We start from the raw sequence: 19007 nt of genomic DNA, 5'->3' as shown, positions 1-19007 counted from the left end.
CTTCTGGATCAAGGCATCATGCTGGTTTATTCGAGCCGCACGCCGTAGCGGGTCTCGCGGTCCTCGAGTTCGGCCCAGACCTCGGGGGTCAGGTAGCGGGCGAGCAGCGAGCCGCCGCCGGGGTTGGGGTAGGCCATCTCGCCCCGAGTATAGGCCTACGCCAGGTCGCGGCGGGTGAACTTCTCGACCGTGTAGAAGGCGAGCCGGGTGGCGGGGTCGGCGTAGACGCTCGGGGAAAGCCCGGCTTTCTGGGCCAGCGAGGCCAGGAAGCGCTCGGGGTCGGGCAGCTGCTGCCAGACCTGGGGCAGGTAGGTGGCGCGGCCGCGCGGATGCTCGAGCACCAGCCCCATCTCCGGGCTGAGCTTCCGGATCAGGTCGTCCAGGCTCTCGTACGGAAGCGGCTCGGGCGGCGAGAGCACGCTCACCTCCACGTCGGTGCGCGGCCACTCGTGCGCCGCGAGCGGAGGGAAGCGCGGGTCGCGGAAGGCGGCGGCCAGGGCGTTGCGGTGGGTGTCCTCGGCCAGCGGCCGAACCGGCTCGAGGCTGCCGATGCAGCCGCGCAACCGCCCGCCCTGGGTGAGGGTGACGAAGCTGGCCCCCGGCTGCGCCAGCCGCGGGGGCAGGCCCGCAAGCGCCGGCGGGTGCAGCGGACCGCCGTTAAGGGCGTTTTCGATGGCCGACTCGGCCACGTCGAGCAGCCTTCGTTTTTCCTCGTGGTTGAGCAGGTTTTCCTTCATGGCTTCATAGGTTCAGTCGTAACGCAGCGCGGCGTAGCCCACGACCCGCGAACGGTCGCCGGAGGTGTCGCCGCTGGTGGCGTAGGCCAGGAGCTCGGGCCGCCAGGAGCGCCGGTCGGCCAGCGCGGTGAGGGCGGCCCAGGGGTGACGGCCGCAGGCCTCGCGGTGCGAGAGGCCCCGGGCGTCCAGCGCCAGGGCGGTCTCCAGCGTGGCGGCGTCGAGCTTCCGCGCTTCGGCGTCGGGGTGGTAGTGGGAGAGGTCGGTGCTCACCACCAGCACGTCCCCGGGGCGCAGCACCGCCTCCAGGTGGCCGGCGACGGCCAGCGGGTCGACCAGCCCGAAGAGCAGCGGCACCAGCTTGAACCCGCCCAGGACGGCCTGCAGGAAGGGCAGCTCCACCTCCAGGCTGTGTTCCGGCTGGTGGGGTTCGTCGGCGGTGGTGAAGAGCGCCGAGCGCTCGAGCAGCGCCCCCACGCGCTCGGTGTCCACCGGTACCTGCCCCAGGGGCGTTTCCCAGTAGGTGTAGGTTCCGGTGGAAACCCCTTCGAAGGCGAGGTAGTGCGCGGGGCCCATCAGGAAGACCGTAGGGGTCTTTCCGGCCAGCGGCTCGAGCGCCCGGAAACTGTACGCCGCCACCGGTCCCGAGTAGACGTAGCCGGCGTGGGGGGCCACCACCGCCTTGGGGGCGTGGGCGGGCGGCCTGGTGGCCATGGCCAGGAGTTCGTCGACCATCCGGGCCAGCTGCATGGGTTCGGCCGGGTAGAAACTTCCGGCCACTGCGGGTTTGCGTACCATCGCCTTCTCCTTTCTAGGCCCACACCCCGGGGATCCTGGCCCCGCACTTGTGGCAGACCCCGCGCTCTTCCCAGAGCTCGTGCACCCGGTAGCCGTCGCGCGCGATGAGCGGTGCGCCGCAGCTGGGGCAGTAGGTGGTGGAGCGCTCGAGGTCGCGCACGTTGCCCAGGTAGACGAAGTTGAGCCCTTCTTCCTTGCCGATCTCGTAGGCTTCGATCAGCTTCTCGTGCGGGGTGTAGGGGATGTCGCGCATTTGGTAGTCGGGGTGGGCGGCCGAGAGGTGCCAGGGAATGTTCTTGTTGATCCCGGCCAGGAACCGTGCGATGCCCCGGATCTCCTCGGGGCTGTCGTTGTGGCCGGGGATGAGCAGGGTGGTGACCTCCATCCAGACCTTTCCCCACCTCTCGGTGCCCAGGAACTCGATGTTCTCGAGCACCGGCTTTAGCCGCGCCCCGGTGATCTCGCGGTAGAACTCCTCGGTGAAGCCCTTCAGGTCCAGGTTGACCGCGTGCAGGTAGGGCTCCACGTACTCCCAGGCGTGTTTCGTCTCGAAGCCGCTGGAGACGAAGACGTTGCGCATGCCCCGCTGGGTCGCCAGCTTGGCGATGTCGTGGGCGTACTCCACCCAGACCACCGGTTCGTTGTAGGTGTAGGCGATCAGGCGTGCGCCCACGCGCTCGGCGGCCTCGACCACCCGTTCGGGCGGCCAGTCCTCGCCCACGTAGCGGTCGGTCTCGCCGGTGGTGGGGTCTACCTTGAACTCGCGGAACTGGCTGATCTGCCAGTTCTGGCAGAACTTGCAGAAGAGGTTGCAACCCACGGTGCCCAGGCTGAGGATCGCCTCGCCGGGCAGGAAGTGGTACAGCGGCTTCTTCTCCACCGGGTCCACGTGGACCGCGGCGGCCTTGCCGTAGGTGACCAGGTAGAGCTTGCCGCCAAAGTTGCGCCGCACCCCGCACTTGCCCGCCTCGCCCGGGGCGACGCCGCACCAGTGGTGGCAGGCGGTGCACTGCACCCAGCCCTTCGGCAGCGGGCGGTAGAGCGCGCACTCGTGCAGTTTGGGGGATACGGTGGCGGGTTGTTCCATTTGATAGGCGCAGCGGCTTAATATGCCTACACTCATATTTTATCACAATAACGGGCCGAGTAAAGCCAGCGTGCAGGTCGCGCGGGGGCGGATCCAAAACTGGTACGCGGTAAGTGGTTCGCCGTACGTGGTAGGGGTAAACCGTGTGTCCCCCGCAAGGGCGGAACAGCGATTGCGTGGCGTCACGGCTTGGCGGTCGCAAACACCGCATCCTCCCCTGGGGGAGGGTCGGGGTGGGGGTTGTCGGCGTTGTATGGCCCGAACGCCCGGCCGTGAATAACAGTTTGCGCGGGTCGGTTTGTTGCAACCTGATCTTGGCTTTTTGCGAGGCTGGATCCCGGATCAAGTCCGGGGCAGGGCGGCGACCCGACCAAGGCAACCGTACGAAGCGTTCGGAACCTATGGGAGGGTTTTAACCCTCCTATAGGTTCTTCCCACAACGGACCGGCTGCTTATCGCTTTGCCCGGCCCGGTCTTAAGGGTGCAGCCCCGGAAACTCGAGCCCCGTCCGCTCGTCCCAGCCCATGCGCAGGTTCAGGGCCTGGATCGCGTGCCCGGCCGTGCCCTTGACCAGGTTGTCGATGGCGCTGATGACGACCAGGCGGCCGGTGTCGGGCTCGAGCTCGAAGCCCACGTCGGCGTAGTTGGACCCCGTCACCACCTTGGGGTCGGGGTAGCGGTGGATGCCCCGGCGCTGCTTGACCAGGCGCACGAAGGGCTTGTCCGCGTAGAACTCGCGGTAGGCCTGCCAGACGTCCTGCTCGGAGAAGCCGTCGGGGATGAAGACCTGGGCGGTCATGAGGATGCCGCGGATGCGTTCGGTGGCCACCGCGGTCATGTGCACCTCGGGGGTGCCCGGCAGGTAGTCGATCACCTCGGCGGTATGGCGGTGGCCGGTGGGCTTGTAGACCCGCAGGGCCCCGCTGCGCTCGGGGTGGTGGCCGGCGGGGCTGGGTTCGGCTCCGGCGGCCGAGGAGCCGACCATCACGGTCACGAAGACGGCGTGCCGGGCCACCAGGCCCTGGGCGTAGAGCGGGTAGAGGCCCAGCAGCGTGGCCGTGGCGGTGCAGCCGGCGCCGGCGAGCCAGTTCGCGTTCTTGATGGCTTCGGCGTTGATCTCGGGGTTGGCGTAGGCGAACTGCGCCAGCAGATCGGGGCGCGGGTGGGCGCCGTAGAAGCGTTCGTAGAGCTCGAGCGTCTTCAGCCGGAAGTCGGCCGAGAGGTCGATGATGTAGGGCGCTTTCTCCTTGTAGTAGTCGAAGTTCTGCGCCGCCACCCCGTGGGGCAGCCCAAGCACGATCAGGTCGGCCTCCTCCAGATGCTCGGGATCGCTGAACTTGAGGTTCGTCTGCCCCCGCAGGTTGGGGTGCACGAAGCTGACGGGCTGGCGCAGGTAACGGCGGCTCGTCACCTGCACGACGTCCAGGTAGGGGTGGCCCAGCGCCAGGCGCAGGAACTCGCCCCCGGCGTATCCGGAGCCTCCGACGATGACGGTTCTCAGGGGTTCCATGCTGCCTACATGGTAACAGGGCGGTGCGAACGCCGGGCCGCGCCGGGGTGCAGAAGAATCTGCGATGATTGCAGGAAGCGGCTATACTGATTTCAAGGAGGGATCGTGTTGCCGCCCAAGATATTCCGCGCATCGTGGCTGCCGTTGCTGTTGTTCCTCGCCTTCGCTCCGGTGGTGCGCGCTCTCGATCCGGCGGCGCAGCTGCACGCCGCGTATCCGGACCTACTCGAAGCCCTTGCGGCCGACGGGGTGCACCTCGACTTGACGCGCGCGCGGCTGGACCGGCTTCCTTCGGATCCCGAGCTCGCGTGGGTGCGGGTGCCCGAAACCCACGTTCCCGCTATGCGCCCGTGGACCGTGACGCTGGAGCTCGAGCTCGAAAACGACCGGCTGGCAAACCCCCGGGTGGTGCTCGAGGCAGGCGGCGAGGAAGCGTTTCCCTACGGCATCCGGGCCGTGTCGTGGAGCCTGGACGGCGTTTTGCAGGGAGCGAACGCCATCGTCATGAACGTGCCCCCGGGCGCCGACGCGGCCTACGACCGCGCGGGCGAGCGCATCTTCCGCGACCGGCTGCCGGCCACCTACGCCTACCTCCAGTCCCTCGAAAACCGGCGGGCACGGCGCACCGATTTGGCGCTCGGCGTTACCTTGCTCTTCGGCCTGGGCCTGGTCTTCTTCGCGGTCACCCAGCCGCGAGCGTTCTGCCGCTGGGCGGCGTGCGACGGGCGCTGGACCGTCCAGACGGCCGTTTTTATGGGGATTGTGCTCGCCATCATCTTGTGGATCAACAGCCCCTTCGCAACCGAAGCCTCCTTCGAGCTCAACCTCTTCCTCATCTGGGCCATGGCGGCCGCAAGCGCCACGTCCGCGCTGGCCCTGAACGCTCCCTCGCGCGACCTGGACCACTTCGTGCGCGGCCTGGTCATCCTCACCGCGCTCGGGCTCGCGGCGGCCGAAACGCTGAACGTGCTGGGCATCGCCCGGCTCAACGTCTACGCCTTCGTTATGGGCTATCTGGTCGGAATGACGCCGCTTTCGCTCGGCCTGCAAAAAGGCTGGCTGCGGCCGCCGGCCAGCCAAGCGACGAAAGCGCCTAATCCAGCCGACCCGAAAACAGCGGCGCCTCCTCCGCCCGAAGCTGGGCCTCGGTGACGAGGCGGCCGTCTGCGCGAATGTGGCCCACCTCCTCCGCTTCCAGGGCGCTGAACTCGATCAGGCCGCGCACCACCAGGAAGCGGCGGTGGCAGCGGCGCGGGTCCTCCTCCGCGCAGACCAGGGCCACAGCGTGCCGGCTGGCGAGCTCCACCAGCGTCTCCAGGCCCTCACGAAACTCCGGGTCGCGCAGGCGCGCCTCCACGTTTAGCTTCTGGCGGCTGCCGTGGGGCACGCCCCCGAGCCGGTCGCCCATCCAGACGTAACCGAAACCGGCCTCCTGCAGCGCCTCGGCGAAGGGCCGGTGGTTGTACTGGGGGTTGCGACGCGAGAAGGGGCGGGCGCGAACGTCCACCACCACCTCGACGTTGTGGGTGCTGAGGAGCTCGAGAAAGCGCTCGAGCGGCAGGTTGGAGTGGCCCAGGGTGTAGAGCATCCTCAAGCGCAGGATACCCGAACGGAGCCCGCGGCCGCGGCAGGGGCGTCTGGGCTCGGGTCAGGCCGCCGGCGAGGTTTGGGCTCCGACGCTCTACCGCCACCTGGATCGGCTCGCAACGGTCCTGTTCTCATATATGGTCTAGACAACGATGGTAGAATGCAAAGCGATTCCAAAGGGGGTTTGGATCATGAAACGTGTGATCGCCGTTGCGGTGCTGGTGCTGGCCCTGGGGGCGTTCGGCCAGGTTCCCCCCAACATGACCTACTTTGGCTCCGAACGGCTCGAGCCCGCGCCCGAATCCGTCGTTCAGGTCGTCAAGGAACAGCTCGCGGACGTCTTCGCGGTGCTCGCTCAGGACGGCCTGACCTTCGACTGGGAGGGGGCTTGGGCGGACCTGCGGTTCTACCGCCTCACGCCGAACGTCTCCTATCAGGTCTGGGTTCCGGTCGCGGGCCGCTCCGATCTGGTCTTTTCGGCCGTCGTTTGGGACGACCGTGCCTACAACCCGCTCCTCTACATCGAGGCCCGGCCCGACCACTGGGCGGGTTGGAGCCTGCGGTTCATGCCCGGGAGCGACCCCTTCAGCGCCTTCGTGTCCTACGGGCACCGTGAAGCGTCTGCCCGTCCCTTGGTAACGAGCGGCGAGGTCCGGGTGCTCTTCGCCGAGCAGCTGCCGCACGCTTACCGGACGTTCTACGTGAGCAAGGTAGCGGCCGCGCGTTAGCGCGGCCGCTCCGCCTCTGCCGCGGCTTGGCCGAGGGCGGCGGCGTAGCTCAGGATCTTGCCGGGGATGTCCACTCCGGTAACGCTCACCGAGTTCTTGAACTCCATGGTGTGGTTGACCTCGTTGACCAGCAGGCCGCGTTCCGACTCGAAGACGTCCACCGCCAGCACCCCGCCGCCGACGGCCGCCGCCGCGGCCAGGCTGATCTCGGCCAGTTCGTCGGTGACCGGGCAGTTCTCGGCCACCGCGCCGCGGGCGGTGTTGGTGATCCAGTGGGCGCTCGAGCGGTAGATGGCGGCCACCGGTTCGTCGCCGACCACGAAGACGCGGACGTCGCGGCCCGGTTTTTCCACGAACTCTTGCAGGTAGTAGAGCTGGTGCTGGTAGCCCATGAACTGCTTGTGCTCGAGCAGCGCCTCCAGGGCGTCGCGGTCGTTTACCCGGGCCACCATCCGCCCCCAGGAGCCGACCACCGGCTTGACCACCAGCGGGTAGCCCCAGCCCTCGGCGATCTCGAGGGCCGTTTCCGCATCCAGCGCCAGCGCGGTGCGCGGCTGCGGCACTCCGGCGCGCGCGAGCGCGGCCGAGGTGGCCCACTTGTCGCCGGCGGTCTCGATGACCTCGGGGCGGTTGACGGTCGGAAGGCCCAGGGCGGTCAGGTAGCGGCTCGCGGCCAGCCCGCGCGACTGGCTGACGGCTCGCTCGAGCGCGGAGCGGACGCCTTCCAGTTCACCCGGCCGGTTTTCCAGGTCCATGACCAGCCGGGGCAGGTAGACCTTCTTCCAGGCCAGGCCCAGCCGGTCGGCCGCTTCGAAGAGCAGTTTTTCGTCGCCGCGGATGCGGTCGTAGAGGATGGCCAGCATAGCTGTTGGGGGTGGGACGTGGGAGGTGGGATGTGGGGAAAACCTACTTCCTACACCCCACCTCCTACCTCCTTATTCGCCCCAATCCTCCGCCTCTTCCGGCGCCAGCTCCACCTTTAACGGCTCCACGGAGACCACTTCGAGCTCCGCGCCGCAGTCGTCGCAGATCAGCAGTTCGCCGAGTTCCGGGTTTTCCAGCGTCAGGGTGGCGCCGCATTCAGGGCAGGTCACGTTCATAGTTCTTCTTCCTCCACGTCGCCCCAGTCGGGCTTGAAGGTAAAGCCGCACTCGGGGCAGGTCAGGGGTCCTTCGCCTTCCACCTCGATCGGGGTCTCGCAGCGGGGGCAGTCCACGAAAAAGCCCCCTGCCGCCTGCACCACGCGCAAGGTTAGCGGTTCCATCAGGGCCACTTCGACCACCGCGCCGCAGGCCTCGCACTCGAGCAGGCTTCCCTCGTCGAGCCGGTCCAGTACCTCTCCTTCCAGCAAGAGGGGTTCGTTGCACACCGGGCATTCCACGCTCAGGGCTTCCATGCCTCACTCTACCCCCGGGAAGTCGCCGTGCTTCTTGAAGTACTCGAGCACGGACCCTTCCTCGAGCGCCGCCAGCAGGAAGGCCGGCGGGGGCTCGAGCCGGTAGGTGCGCCCCCTGAGCTCCAGGGTGCCGGTGCGGATGTCGTAACGTACCTCGTCGCCGTCTTTTGCTGCGTTCACCACCTCCTCCGAGATGAAGGGCACGATGCCCAGATTGACCAGGTTGCGGTAGAAGATGCGGGCGTAGCTCTTCGCCACGATGGCGCGCACCCCCAGCTTTTTCAGCGCTTCGGGGGCGTACTCGCGGCTCGAGCCCAGCCCCAGGTTGCGCCCCGCCACGATCAGGTCGCCCGGCCGGTACTCGCGGGCGAACTCGGGGCGCAGGTGGGCGAAGGCGTAGTTCTGGAAGACGTCCTCCCCCACCATGAAGGGGGCGTACTTGCCGGGGAGCACGTCGTCGGTGTTGACGTCGTCGCCGAAAAGCCAGATTCGGGAGGTGGGATGTGGGGCGTGGGGTGTGGGATTCATCCGGCAACCTCCTCTTCGTCGGGAATGCGGCCCAGCACCGCCGCCAGCGCCGCGGTGCGAGGGCTCGCCAGAAAGACCTCGGCGTCGGCCGCGCCCATCCGCCCCTTGAAGTTGCGGTTGGCGGTCGAGACCACCCGCTCGCCGCTGGCGGCCACCCCCATGTGCCGGCCCATGCAGGGGCCGCAGCCGGGGGTGCCGATCGTCGCCCCGGCCTCGATCAGGGTTTGCAACACGCCTTCTTCCATCGCCCGCTGCAGCACCCGGCTCGAGGCCGGCACCACCAGCATCCGCGTCCCCGGCGCCACCCGCCGCCCGCGCAGCACCTCCGCCGCCGCCCGCAGATCCTCGATGCGGCCGTTGGTGCAGGTGCCCACGAAGACGAAGTCCACCTCCGCCCCGGCGTAGTCGCCAAGGCCATGCACGTTGTCCACGTAGAAGGGCGCGGCTAGCCGCGGCGCGAGCGCCGTCAGGTCGATCTCCAGCTTGCGGGCGTAGACCGCGTCCTGGCCCGCCCGCAGCCAGTCCGGCACCTCGTAAAGGTCCAGAATCTCGCCCGAGGGCGCCACGATCCCGGCCTTGGCCCCGGCCTCCATGGCCAGGTTGGCCAGCGTCACCCGCTCGCTACGCCCGAAGGCCTCCTCGGCGCCGCCTTCCAGGTGGATCTCGACGGCCATGTAGGTTGCCCCGTCGGCCCCCAGTCGGCCCACCATCTCCAGCGCCGCGTCCTTGGCGCTCACCCCCGGCCGCGGCCGGCCGCGGAAGGTGACCTTGACCGACTCGGGCACCCGCAGCCAGGTCTTGCCGCTGGCGATGGCCAGGGCGATGTCGGTCGCCCCCATGCCGGTGCCGAAGGCGCCGACGCCGCCGTAGCTGGTCGAGTGCGAGTCGGAACCCACGATCAGCGCCCCCGGCCGGGCCACGCCTTCTTCGATCAGCACCTGGTGGCAGACGCCGCGGCCGACCTCGTAGAAGTTGACGCCGGTGCGCCGCGCCCACGCGCGGCCGCGCTTCTGCGCCTCAGCCACGTTCACGTTGGCCGCCGGGGCCACGTGGTCGTAGACCAGCGAGACCCGCTCGGGGTGGCGCGGCCGGGCGCCCAGCTCTTCCAGCCGGTCGATGACGGTGGGCACGATCGAGTCGATCGTCATCGCGTGATCGACCTCCACCACCACCAGCTCCCCGGGCCGCACCGGCCGCCCGACCTTGTGCGAAAGGATGGCCTGGGCGAGGGTCACGACAACCTCCGGTTGGGAAGTAGGAGGTAGGAGGTGGGATGTGGGGAAACATGAGCGGCGCGCCTACCGCCCACATCCCACCTCCCACATCCGCGACGCTTTGCGGCGCTCATGCCATCACCCACTCCCGCAAGATCCCGTCCAGCTCTTCCAGCGTAAGCTGCCCGCGGTCGGCCAGCTCCTTGATGCGGTGGGTGAGCCGGTGCAGTTCCTCCTCGCCGAAGGAGAGCCCCAGCTCCTCGGCCCGCTTCTTGATGGCGGCGCGGCCGGTGAGGCGGCTGGCCACGATCAGCTTGCGGCTCACCCCGAAGACCTCGGGGTTGTAGGCCTCGTAGGACTCGGGGTTGAGGTAGATGGCCTTCAGGTGCATGCCCGCCTTGTGGCTGAAGGCCGTGGCCCCGGTGATGTAGTTGTTGAAGGGGATCTCCACCCCCACCATGCGGGCGATCATGCGGTCGAGCTCGGGCAGCATCTCCAGGCGGTACTTGCTCCGCACGTAGTCGGGCTGGACGGTGTACATCCGCGCCAGGAAACCGCCCAGCGGGGTGATGCCGTTGCGCTCGCCGATGCCCAGGATCGTCGTGTCCACGTGGGTGGCCCCGGCCTCGAGGGCTTCGAAGGCGTTGGCGATGGCGCCGCCGGTGTCGTTGTGGCCGTGGAACTCGATGTCCACCTCGGGACCGATGGCCCGGCGCACCTCGCGGACCAGGGTGTAGACCTGGCGGGGTGTGGCCACGCCGACGGTGTCGGCCAGCCCCACCCGGTCCACGTAGGGCGCGACCGCGCGGTAGATCTCCAACAGATCGTGCTCGTCGGAGCGGAAGGTGTCCTCGGCGGAGAAGCGCACTTCCACCCCGGGCGCCTGTTCGCGAATGAAGGTGATGACCTCGAGCGCCTCCTCGATGATCCGCGGCACGTCGCGGCCGTGGGCGGCGCGCAGGTACTTGCTGGTGCCGAAGAGCAGGTCGATGCCCTGGACGCCGGTTTCCAGCGCCGCCTCGGCGGCGTCCTTGCGGGTCTGGATGTGGGTGATGACCTTCGTGGAGAGGCCCAGGCCGGCCACCGCCCGGGCGTCGCGGGCCGATTGGGGCGAGGCCACCGGGGTGGTCACCTCCAGGTACTCGATCCCGAAGGCGTCGAGCGCTTTGGCGATCTCCACCTTGTCGTCGGTGCTGAAATGCGCCCGCTCGAACTGCTCTCCTTCGCGCAGCGTGGAGTCGATGATGGCCCACTTTCGTTCCTGCTCGATCATCCCGTCACCTCCCGGCTAAAAAAGAACCGGCCTGCAAACGTTTGCAGGCCGGAGGCGTGGCGCGCGCTAGACTAGCCCGCTCCTCCGGCGTACAGTTTTTTGGCCTCCCGGTACTTCATGGTTTGCAATATTATTCAAGGTGGGTCTTGTTGTCAAGGGCTTGATGGGCGGTACGCAGTACGTGGTGCGTGGTACGTGGTACGTGGTTGAAGAATGGCTTGTAGCTTGTAGCCGGTGGCTCGTGGTTTTTGACTTCTTCGTGGCAGTAAAAGCCTTCGGTTCGGTTGCGAAATAAGAAGGCGCCCTCCCCCTTGGGGAGGGCCTGGGTGGGGGTTTTGGCGTTGATCAAGCCGAAGGTCCATCTTTCGCTTCGTGACAAACCCACACCCCACACCCTGCCCCTTACTCCCTGAGCGGCGACCCCCACTCCGGCCTGCGGCCACCTCCCCCGAGGGGGAGGCAGGGGCAGTTCGCAGTACGTGGTTCGTGGTTCTTAGCTCACAGTAAAAGAAAGGTTTATGGCCCGTAGCTCGTGGTCCTTGGTACTTTGTATGCTTCTTCGCGGCAGTGAAAGTTTCGGTTCGGATGCGGTGCAATAAGACGCCCTCCCTTGGGGGAGGGCTGGGGTGGGGGTTGGCAAAGCAGTGCGTGGTACGTAGTACGTAGTGAAAAAGCCTGTGCAGCCCGCGGGGGTCGTGGGCACTGATCAAGCCGAAGGCTTGTCTTCCGCTTTGAAAAACCTACCTCCCACACCCCACTTCCTACCCCCTTAAACGGCAAAAGCCGGGCCCTGCCCGGCTCGCGTTCGGGTCGGGGGCGGCGCGGTCTACTTGCGCCCGGCGAACCAGCGCCAGCGACGGGGCGGGTGCGCCAGCTGCAGCGGCGCCTCGCTGACCTGGATGCGCTTGCCCTGCAGGCGCAAAACCAGCTTGGCGACGGTGCGGGTGCGAAGGTTGCGCAGCACGGTGACCTCCTTGGCCCCAGGTTAGCCGCGCCGGCCCGGGAATGTCAAGTAAGCCGGTAGGGATTTGCGGATATGAAAACAGTAGCTGTTTGCAAGAAGCTCAGGCGTCCAGCCCGGCCGGGAGGTAGCGCATGATCGCGCCCACCACCTGGTCGAGCGTCAGCTCGCTGGTGTCGATCACCTGGGCGTCCTCCGCCGGCTTCGACTGCTTGGCGTCGCGCTCGTCGCGCAAACGCAGCATCTTTTCGATCGCCGCCACGTCGTCCGCGCGCTCGCGGGCCCGGCGGCGGGCGCGCACCGCGGGGCTCGCCGTCAGGTAGAACTTGTAGGGCGCGTGGGGGAAGACGGCCGTGCCCATGTCGCGCCCCTCGACCACGAAGGGCGGGGGCACCTCGCGCAGCCGCGCGTTCACGTAGGCGCGCACGCGCGGGTGGCGGGCCACGGCGCTGACCACCGCGTCCACCTCGGCGGTGTGCAGGTGCGGGGTCAGGTCCTCGCCGTTCGCCAGCACCCGGTTGCCGTGGGTGTTGGGCACGAGCCGGACCGGGTGCGCCTCGAGCAGGCCCAGGATGGCCGCTTCGTCGTCGGGATTCACCCCGTAGCGGAGCACCTGGTAGGCGACGCCGCGGTAGAGCAGTCCGCTGGAGACGTAGGGCACCTCGAGCGCCTGGGCGATGCGCCGGGCGACGCTCGATTTGCCCGAGGCCCCGGGGCCGTCGATGGTGATGATCAAGGGGGGTTCGTTCTCCACCGCCTCCCACCTTAACCGAGGGCGCGCGGGTTTTGTCAACGCGCCGTAAACTGGGGGCGTGGACTTCGCGGTCGAGGACTGGGGGCGCGTCCCCTACGGCGAGGCCTGGGCGCGGCAGAAGGCGTTGCACGCGCAGGTGGTGCGCGGCCAGCGGCCGCCCACGCTGGTGCTCACCGAACACCCCCGCACCCTCACCCTGGGCCGGGCCGCCACCGGTGAGAACCTGCTCTTCGCCGAGTCCTGGTACCGCAAGCAGGGGTTCGAACTCTTCTGGGTCGAGCGCGGCGGCGACGTGACCTACCACGGCCCCGGCCAGCTGGTGGCCTACCCCATCTTCCCGGTGGCCAGGCGGGTGCGCGATTTCCTGCGGCTCTTGGAGGCGGTCGTCGTGGACGTGGCCGAAAGCTACGGCCTGGAGGCTTACGCCACCCCCGGTTACGCCGGCGTCTGGGTGGGCGAGGAGAAGCTGGCCGCCTTCGGCGTGGCCGTCAAACAGGGGGTGGCGATGCACGGGCTCGCCCTGAACGTGAACACGGACCTCGCCGACTTCCAGGTGATCGTTCCCTGCGGCATCAAGGACAAGGGCGTGACCAGCCTGCAGCGGCTCCTGGGCCGCGAGCTCGAGATGGACGAGGTGAAGGAACGCCTCACCGCCGCCTTTCGGACGCGCTTCGCCGACGTGAGCGCGCCTACGCTGGGCATGCCGGGGCCGGGTTAAGCTGGGTGCGATGAAGAAGATCACCCTCACCGACCCTGTGACCGGCGAGGCCCGGGAGGTGCCGGTCGTGGAGGGCGGCGTTCGGACCGAGCGTCCCCAGCCGGTGGACCGGCAGCGGCCCGACTGGCTCAAGGCCCCGCTGCCCACGGGGGGCACCTACGCGCGGCTGAAGGGGTTGGTGCAGGAGCTCGAGCTGCACACCGTCTGCCAGGAGGCGCGCTGCCCCAACGTGGGCGAGTGCTGGGTGCACGGCACCGCGACGATCATGATCCTGGGCAAGGTCTGCACCCGCGCCTGCAAGTTCTGCGCGGTCTCCACGGGCAACCCCGCGGGCTGGGTGGACCCCCGCGAGCCCGAGCACGTCGCCCGGGCGGTGGCCGAGCTGGGCCTGGGGTACGTGGTGCTCACCAGCGTGGACCGCGACGACCTGCCCGACGGCGGGGCGGGGCAGTTCGCCGCGGTGGTCCGCGCCATCAAGGAACGCAGCCCCGGCGTGCGCGTCGAGGCCCTGACCCCCGACTTCCAGGGGGGCGAGGAGGCGGTGCGCACCGTGCTGGAAAGCGGTCTGGACGTCTTCGCCCACAACCTGGAGACGGTGCGCCGGCTCACGCCGCGCGTGCGCGACCCCCGGGCCGGCTACGACCAGAGCCTGGCCGTGCTCGACTACGCGGGGCGCTACGTCCGCGGGCGCGGGCTCGACGTACTCACCAAGTCGAGCCTGATGGTGGGCCTCGGCGAGACCGACGAGGAGATCGCCCGGGCCATGGACGACCTGCGCGCCGCAGGGGTGAGCATCCTGACGATCGGGCAGTACCTGCGCCCCACCCGGCACCACCTGCCGGTGGAGCGCTACGTGACGCCCGAGGAGTTCGAGGCCTACCGCCGCATGGGCCTCGAAAAGGGGTTCGTCGAGGTCTTCTCGGGGCCGCTGGTGCGGAGCAGCTACCGCGCCGAGCGAGTGTTCAAGGAGGCGCAGGGTGGCTAAGCGCGTCTGGGAGGCGGGCGTCTTCGTCCTCTTCGCGGTGGTGGGGGCGATCAGCCACGGGCGCGAGGTGACGCTCCCGGGCGTGCTTGTGACCGCCGCGCCGCTGTGGCTGGCCTGGGGGCCGCTGGCCCGCTGGCGCGATCCTTACGAAGGCCCGCTCGTAAACCTCTTCGTCGTCTGGGTGCTGGCGTTGCCGCTCGGGGTCGGGCTGCGCTCCTTGCTCCTGGGTTCTCCACCCACCCCGCAGCTGCTCCCCTTCCTGCTCGTCGCCATGGCCTTCACACTGCCGCTCATGGCGCTGGGGCGGCGGCTCGCCTAGCTATACTGAGGGCATGAAACCCAAAGTGGCGTTCCTGGGGCTCGGGGCCATGGGGTACCCCATGGCCTGCAATCTGCAGCGCGCGGGTTTTCCCACGCTGGTCTGGAACCGCACCGCCAAGAAGGCCGAGGAGCACGCCTCCGCGTGCGGCACGACCGCCGCGAGCCTGGAGGCGGCGGCGATGGCCGACGTGATCTTCAGCTGCCTGCCCACCTCCGCGGAGGTGGCCGAGTTGGTGGCGCGGATGCGCCCGCACCTGCACTCGGGCAGCGTCTGGGTGGACTGCACCTCGGGCGACCCAGAGGCGAGCCGGCGCATCGCGCGCGATCTGAGCGAGCTGGGCGTCGCCTTCCTGGACGCCCCCGTCTCCGGGGGCACGACCGGGGCCGAGGAAGGGACGCTCACGGTGATGGTGGGCGGCTCCGAGGAAACCTTCGAGCGCGTGCGCCCGGTGCTCGAGGCCGTGGGCAGGAAGATCGTGCACGTCGGGCCCGTGGGGGCCGGCCACGCCCTCAAGGCGGTGAACAACACGCTACTGGCCGTCAACCTCTGGGCCGCGGGCGAAGGGCTGGCGGCGCTCGTCAAGCAGGGGGTGGACCCGCGGGTGGCGCTCGCGGTCATCAACGCCTCCAGCGGCCGATCCAACGCCACCGAGAACCTGATTCCCGAGCGCGTCGTCACCCGCGCCTGGCCCAACACCTTCAAGCTGGGCCTGCTCACCAAGGACGTGGGCATCGGCATGAAGGTGCTCGACGGGGCCGACCTGCCGGCGCCGGTGCTGCGCCTGACCTACGAGGTCTACCAGATGGCCAAGCGCGAGATCGGACCCGACGCCGACCACGCCGAGGCGCTCAAGCTGATCGAGCGCTGGGCCGGGACGGAAATCTCCTGAGCCGTTCTCACCCGCGGCGGTAGAATGGGTTCGGAGGAAAGCCACTATGAAGGTCTTTGCCTACACCATCCACAAGGACCCGGGTCCCAACGGCCCCAACATGGAGCTTCACCAAACGCTCGACAACCTGGGCGGCAGCAAGCGCAAGACCGTCGAGTGGATGGTCGAGACCGACCTGGAGGCGCGCCCCGTCAAGAAAGAGCTGCTCAAGCGCCTGGAGAACGGCGAGGCGCAGATCCTGGCGCTGGGGCACCTGCACCACCTGTTCGCCTCGCTCGAAGAGCTGAAGGCGTTCTACGACGAGATCATGGTCAAGCACGGCGTGGACCTGGTTTCTTGGGGGGCGGGCCTGGACACCCGCATCAAGCGGGGGCTGGGCAGCGAGCGCACGCTCGAAGAGTTCCTCATGCTCCTGCGCGGCTGAGGACGCGACCCGAAACGAAAGGGCGGCTTGCGGGCCGCCTTTTTTCGGTTCGCGGCGGGGGATTGCAAAAGGCGCGAGGTTCGCGGTGTCGGATGGGGTCTCTGCCGCCCTGCCCGCCGGGTCCCGGACCGGACCCGGGCGGAAGCGGAGGCGGTCAGGCCTCGTCCCGCGTCAGCCAGAGGTCGGCGTAGGGCTCGAGCACCCGGGCGCGGCCCGCGGGCGCGCCGGTGCGGGCGTCGCGCCAGCCCTCCGTCTCCAGCACGAGCGGCTGGGGCTGCCCGGTGACGTTGACCGCCACCAGCGCCCGTTCCCCCTCCGCGCCGCGCTCCACCGCGAAGACGCCCGCGCCCAGGTCGAGCACCCTCTGGGGCGCCGCCGGGTGGAAGGCGGGGTGGCCGGCGCGCAGGGTCAGCCGCGCCTTCAGCCCGTCCAGGATGCGGCGCGGACGCGATCCGGGGTCCGTGAGCCAGGCCTCCACCTCGGCCTCACGGAACTTGCGGCGGTTGAGCTTGCGTTTCTCGCCGCTTTGTTCGTAGCCCTTCCGCCAGTTGGGGGTTCCGAAGAGGGCGTGCACGTAGACCGCGGGCAGGCCCGCGAGCGCCAGCATGATCGCGTGGCTGGCGAGCAGCCGCCGCACGCCCAGCGCCTCGGGGGTGCCCGGCGGGTTGAGGGCGTCGTACCAGGTGGTGTTGAGCTCGTAGGGCGCGGGGCCCGCGGGGGTGTCGCGGTAGCTGACCTCGCCGCCGTGGGCGAGGGTGCGCTCGACCAGGAAGGCCACTTCCTCCGGCGGCAAGATCCCCTCCACCGGCCGCAGCCCGATGCCGTCGTGGCTGGCCAGGAAGTTGAGGAAGGCCGCCTTCGGGCCCGGGAGCTCGAGCTCCGCCGCCCAGCGCGCAAGCGCACGGGCGTCGCCGCGGGCGAAGGCGTGGAGCACCAGCGGCGGCAGCGCGAAGTTGTAGACGAGCTGGGCCTCGTCCTCGCCGCTGCCGAAGTAGGCCACGTTCTCGGCGTGGGGCACGTTGGTCTCGGTGACGAGCGCCACCTCGGGGGCCGCGGCGTCGAGCGCGGTGCGGAAGAGCCGGACGACCTCGTGGGTCTGGGGCAGGTTCAGGCAGGTCGTGCCCGGCTCCTTCCAGACGAAACCCACCGCGTCGAGGCGCAGCCGCCGCGCGCCGTGAGCGGCGTAGAAGAGCAGCAGCTCGAGCACCTCGAGCAGCACCTCGGGCTCGCGGTAGTTGAGGTCCACCTGGTCGGCCGAGAAGGTGGTCCAGACCCGCTTCGGCCCGCAGGCGGTCTGGAACTCGGTGAGCAGCGGGGTGGTGCGCGGGCGCACGACCCGGCTCAGGTCCCAGTCCTCCGGGGGCACCAGAAAGTAACGCCGGTAAGGCTCTTCGCAGCGCAAGAAACCCTGGAACCAGGCGCTTTCCTGCGAGGCGTGGTTGATCACGGCGTCGAGCATCAGCGCGTAGCGCTCCGCCAGCGCGCGCACGTGGTCCCAGCCCCCCAGGCGCGGGTCCACCGCGCGGTAGTCGATGACCGAGAAGCCGTCGTCGGAAGAGTAGGGGTAGATGGGCAGCAGGTGCACGCCGCTGAACGCGGGGGCCAGCCAGCGGTCCAGAAAGCGCGCCAGGGTGGCCAGCGGGGCCTCGTCCTCGCGCGTGATCTGGTCGCCGTAGGTGATGAGCCAGGCCTCGGCCGGGGAGGTGGCGAGCGCCCGCGGCCTGCGGGCCAGTTCGGGATGGGCGCGGGCGAAGTTTTCGATGCGCTCCGTGAAGACGGGCGCCCAGCGCTCCGCCGCCGCGGCGCCGTAGAGGAAGGTGAGGTGCTCGGTTAGGCGGGCCACCGGACCTCCTTCGCGCGCGTCCGCGCTTGCTCCAGCGCGGTGCGCGACACCCTGCGCAGGGCGTCGTAGCCGAAGTGGCGGCGGGCCAGCGCGCGGTTGTGTTCCACCACGCTGCGGCGCAGCTCGGCGTCGTCGAGCAAGCGGGTCACGCCACCGACCACCTCGGGGGTGATGCGGTCCTCCACCTCCACGAAACGGAACCCCTTGGGGCGGATGTCGCTCAGGTAGACGGGGTAGCGCCCGATCAGCAGCGGCTTGTTCATCCAGACGGCCTCGAGCATGGCGTTGCCGAACCCCTCGTAGCGGCTCGGGTAGGTCACGAAGTCGGCGTGCAGGTAGGCGTCCCAGAGGCTGTAGACCTTGTGCTGGCCGGAGAAGCGCCGGCGCGGAGCCACGTACTCGTGGGCGAAGCGCAGGTCCACCCGGCGTTCCGCGGCGTAGGTCTCGAGGCCGCGGCGGTAGTCCTGGCCTTCGTCGCCGGCGGCGTGGCTGACCAGCAGCACCGGGTCCCGGGCCGCCAGCTCCGCGGCCAGGTCCACGGCCAGCTCGATGCGCTTGCGGGGGATGACCCGCGTGGGTTGCAGCAGCAGCAGCTGGCCGGGGCGGATGCCCAAAGTCTCGCGGAAGTCGGCGTTGAAGGCGTCGAAGCCCGGCGGCGCGCGGTCGTAGTCCATCACGTTGGGCAGGAGCAGCGAGTCCAGGCCGCGGCGCTCTTTGAGCTCGCGCTGCGCGATCGAGTTAATGGAAAGCTGGACGACCGCGTGGTCGGGGGGGAAGTAACGATCCAGCAGCGGCCGCACGTGGCTGCGGGCGAAGCGCGGGCGCTCCCAGGGGTAGTCGTGATTGTGGCTCACCGCCGGCAGGCGCCGCCGCTGCACCAGCCGCCACAGCGCCAGCGCCAGCGGCAGGTGCATGGGGATGGCCCAGGCGTTCTGCACCACGAGGAGCTCGGGGTTCAGTTCCTCGAAGACCGGATCGAGCCGTGCGGCAAGGCGCACCCCGGCCTCCTCGATCTCGCGGGTCAGGTGCGGGTCGAGCCCCTCGCCGGCGAAGGCGCGTTCGGTGAAGGCCCGCACCTCCGGCCGGGCGAAGTGCATCTCGGGCACGAGCACGCCCTGCTCCTCGTCGGGGTCGAGCTCCCCCGCCAGGTACCAAACCTCGTGCCCCGCTGCGCGCAGCACCTCGCGCATCTTGGCCGCCTCCAGGCTCACCCCGTCGGTACCCGCCAGACGGGTGGACGCCATGACGACGCGCAC

At 69.2% G+C, this 19007-nt stretch carries 22 protein-coding genes; 7 read left to right on the top strand and 15 right to left on the bottom strand.

All coding sequences use genetic code 11. The features are described from left to right. Nucleotides 1-155 precede the first annotated feature (155 nt). From amrA to argC, 4 genes are all read right to left on the bottom strand, one after another. Complete coding sequence (amrA, locus tag OCEPR_RS09040) at nucleotides 156-737, bottom strand: AmmeMemoRadiSam system protein A (RefSeq protein WP_013458414.1); 582 nt, start codon at nucleotides 735-737, stop codon at nucleotides 156-158. 12 nt (nucleotides 738-749) lie between these two features. Further along, on the bottom strand, nucleotides 750-1532 hold the full coding sequence (gene amrB, locus OCEPR_RS09035; RefSeq protein WP_013458413.1) for an AmmeMemoRadiSam system protein B: 783 nt from the start codon (nucleotides 1530-1532) through the stop codon (nucleotides 750-752). A 13-nt stretch (nucleotides 1533-1545) separates the two neighbouring features. Next, on the bottom strand, nucleotides 1546-2619 hold the full coding sequence (gene amrS, locus OCEPR_RS09030) for an AmmeMemoRadiSam system radical SAM enzyme (RefSeq protein ID WP_013458412.1): 1074 nt from the start codon (nucleotides 2617-2619) through the stop codon (nucleotides 1546-1548). A 475-nt stretch (nucleotides 2620-3094) separates the two neighbouring features. Beyond that, nucleotides 3095-4129 (bottom strand): N-acetyl-gamma-glutamyl-phosphate reductase, encoded by a 1035-nt coding sequence (argC, locus tag OCEPR_RS09025; RefSeq protein ID WP_013458411.1) that lies wholly within the window; start codon nucleotides 4127-4129, stop codon nucleotides 3095-3097. 108 nt (nucleotides 4130-4237) lie between these two features. On the opposite strand from argC, the gene OCEPR_RS09020 reads away from it, so the two are divergent. Next, the gene (locus tag OCEPR_RS09020; RefSeq protein WP_148229288.1) at nucleotides 4238-5281 is read left to right on the top strand and encodes a hypothetical protein; all 1044 of its coding nucleotides are present in this window, start codon (nucleotides 4238-4240) and stop codon (nucleotides 5279-5281) included. On the opposite strand, the gene OCEPR_RS09015 is transcribed toward OCEPR_RS09020, so the two are convergent. After that, nucleotides 5223-5717, bottom strand: coding sequence for a DUF488 domain-containing protein (locus tag OCEPR_RS09015; RefSeq protein WP_013458409.1), 495 nt, complete (start codon nucleotides 5715-5717; stop codon nucleotides 5223-5225). The genes OCEPR_RS09020 and OCEPR_RS09015 overlap by 59 nt on opposite strands. Nucleotides 5718-5907: 190 nt before the next feature. Here OCEPR_RS09015 and OCEPR_RS09010 point away from each other — a divergent pair, with 190 nt between their 5' ends. After that, nucleotides 5908-6444 (top strand): hypothetical protein, encoded by a 537-nt coding sequence (locus OCEPR_RS09010; protein ID WP_013458408.1) that lies wholly within the window; start codon nucleotides 5908-5910, stop codon nucleotides 6442-6444. Here OCEPR_RS09010 and lysX read toward each other — a convergent pair. The 8 genes from lysX to cmk all read right to left on the bottom strand — a co-directional run bounded on the left by lysX (nucleotide 6441) and on the right by cmk (nucleotide 12570). Beyond that, a complete protein-coding gene (gene lysX, locus OCEPR_RS09005) occupies nucleotides 6441-7307 on the bottom strand; it encodes a lysine biosynthesis protein LysX (RefSeq protein WP_013458407.1) in 867 nt (288 codons plus the stop codon). The genes OCEPR_RS09010 and lysX overlap by 4 nt on opposite strands. Nucleotides 7308-7379: 72 nt before the next feature. After that, nucleotides 7380-7544, bottom strand: a complete 165-nt coding sequence (gene lysW, locus OCEPR_RS09000; protein ID WP_013458406.1) for a lysine biosynthesis protein LysW — start codon at nucleotides 7542-7544, stop codon at nucleotides 7380-7382. After that, on the bottom strand, nucleotides 7541-7840 hold the full coding sequence (locus OCEPR_RS08995) for a hypothetical protein (RefSeq protein ID WP_013458405.1): 300 nt from the start codon (nucleotides 7838-7840) through the stop codon (nucleotides 7541-7543). Before OCEPR_RS08995 ends, lysW begins: the two co-directional genes overlap by 4 nt. Nucleotides 7841-7843: 3 nt before the next feature. Then, nucleotides 7844-8368 (bottom strand): LeuD/DmdB family oxidoreductase small subunit, encoded by a 525-nt coding sequence (locus OCEPR_RS08990; protein ID WP_013458404.1) that lies wholly within the window; start codon nucleotides 8366-8368, stop codon nucleotides 7844-7846. Continuing rightward, nucleotides 8365-9603, bottom strand: a complete 1239-nt coding sequence (locus OCEPR_RS08985; RefSeq protein WP_013458403.1) for a 3-isopropylmalate dehydratase large subunit — start codon at nucleotides 9601-9603, stop codon at nucleotides 8365-8367. Before OCEPR_RS08985 ends, OCEPR_RS08990 begins: the two co-directional genes overlap by 4 nt. Before the next feature lie 109 nt (nucleotides 9604-9712). Then, entirely contained in the window at nucleotides 9713-10855 is a 1143-nt protein-coding gene (lysS, locus tag OCEPR_RS08980; protein ID WP_013458402.1) for a homocitrate synthase, read from the bottom strand. An 826-nt stretch (nucleotides 10856-11681) separates the two neighbouring features. Further along, nucleotides 11682-11819: a hypothetical protein gene (locus OCEPR_RS13035; protein ID WP_013458401.1), complete on the bottom strand. Its 138-nt coding sequence runs from the start codon at nucleotides 11817-11819 to the stop codon at nucleotides 11682-11684. A gap of 100 nt (nucleotides 11820-11919) precedes the next feature. Beyond that, nucleotides 11920-12570: a (d)CMP kinase gene (cmk, locus tag OCEPR_RS08975; RefSeq protein ID WP_013458400.1), complete on the bottom strand. Its 651-nt coding sequence runs from the start codon at nucleotides 12568-12570 to the stop codon at nucleotides 11920-11922. A 58-nt stretch (nucleotides 12571-12628) separates the two neighbouring features. Between cmk and lipB the strand changes: the two genes are divergently transcribed. Genes lipB through OCEPR_RS08950 form a run of 5 tightly spaced genes read left to right on the top strand, consistent with a single transcriptional unit; the run spans nucleotide 12629 to nucleotide 15908 of the window. Continuing rightward, nucleotides 12629-13288 carry a lipoyl(octanoyl) transferase LipB gene (lipB, locus tag OCEPR_RS08970; protein WP_013458399.1) on the top strand — a complete coding sequence of 220 codons (660 nt, stop codon included), beginning with the start codon at nucleotides 12629-12631 and terminating at the stop codon, nucleotides 13286-13288. A gap of 10 nt (nucleotides 13289-13298) precedes the next feature. Continuing rightward, complete coding sequence (gene lipA, locus OCEPR_RS08965) at nucleotides 13299-14273, top strand: lipoyl synthase (protein WP_013458398.1); 975 nt, start codon at nucleotides 13299-13301, stop codon at nucleotides 14271-14273. Beyond that, nucleotides 14266-14592 (top strand): DUF3054 domain-containing protein, encoded by a 327-nt coding sequence (locus tag OCEPR_RS08960; protein ID WP_013458397.1) that lies wholly within the window; start codon nucleotides 14266-14268, stop codon nucleotides 14590-14592. The genes lipA and OCEPR_RS08960 overlap by 8 nt, the downstream gene beginning before the upstream one ends. A 13-nt stretch (nucleotides 14593-14605) precedes the next feature. Next, nucleotides 14606-15484, top strand: coding sequence for an NAD(P)-dependent oxidoreductase (locus OCEPR_RS08955; protein ID WP_013458396.1), 879 nt, complete (start codon nucleotides 14606-14608; stop codon nucleotides 15482-15484). A 46-nt stretch (nucleotides 15485-15530) separates the two neighbouring features. Further along, the gene (locus OCEPR_RS08950) at nucleotides 15531-15908 is read left to right on the top strand and encodes a hypothetical protein (RefSeq protein WP_013458395.1); all 378 of its coding nucleotides are present in this window, start codon (nucleotides 15531-15533) and stop codon (nucleotides 15906-15908) included. Between the two features lie 154 nt (nucleotides 15909-16062). Here OCEPR_RS08950 and OCEPR_RS08945 read toward each other — a convergent pair whose 3' ends face one another. Then, nucleotides 16063-17751, bottom strand: a complete 1689-nt coding sequence (locus tag OCEPR_RS08945) for a sugar phosphorylase (RefSeq protein WP_013458394.1) — start codon at nucleotides 17749-17751, stop codon at nucleotides 16063-16065. Beyond that, nucleotides 17739-19007 carry a glycosyltransferase family 4 protein gene (locus tag OCEPR_RS08940; RefSeq protein WP_148229287.1) on the bottom strand — a complete coding sequence of 423 codons (1269 nt, stop codon included), beginning with the start codon at nucleotides 19005-19007 and terminating at the stop codon, nucleotides 17739-17741. The genes OCEPR_RS08945 and OCEPR_RS08940 overlap by 13 nt, the downstream gene beginning before the upstream one ends.

It is taken from the genome of Oceanithermus profundus DSM 14977, assembly GCF_000183745.1.
Lineage (GTDB): Bacteria > Deinococcota > Deinococci > Deinococcales > Marinithermaceae > Oceanithermus > Oceanithermus profundus.
This window is presented reverse-complemented; position numbering and strand designations above follow the sequence as displayed.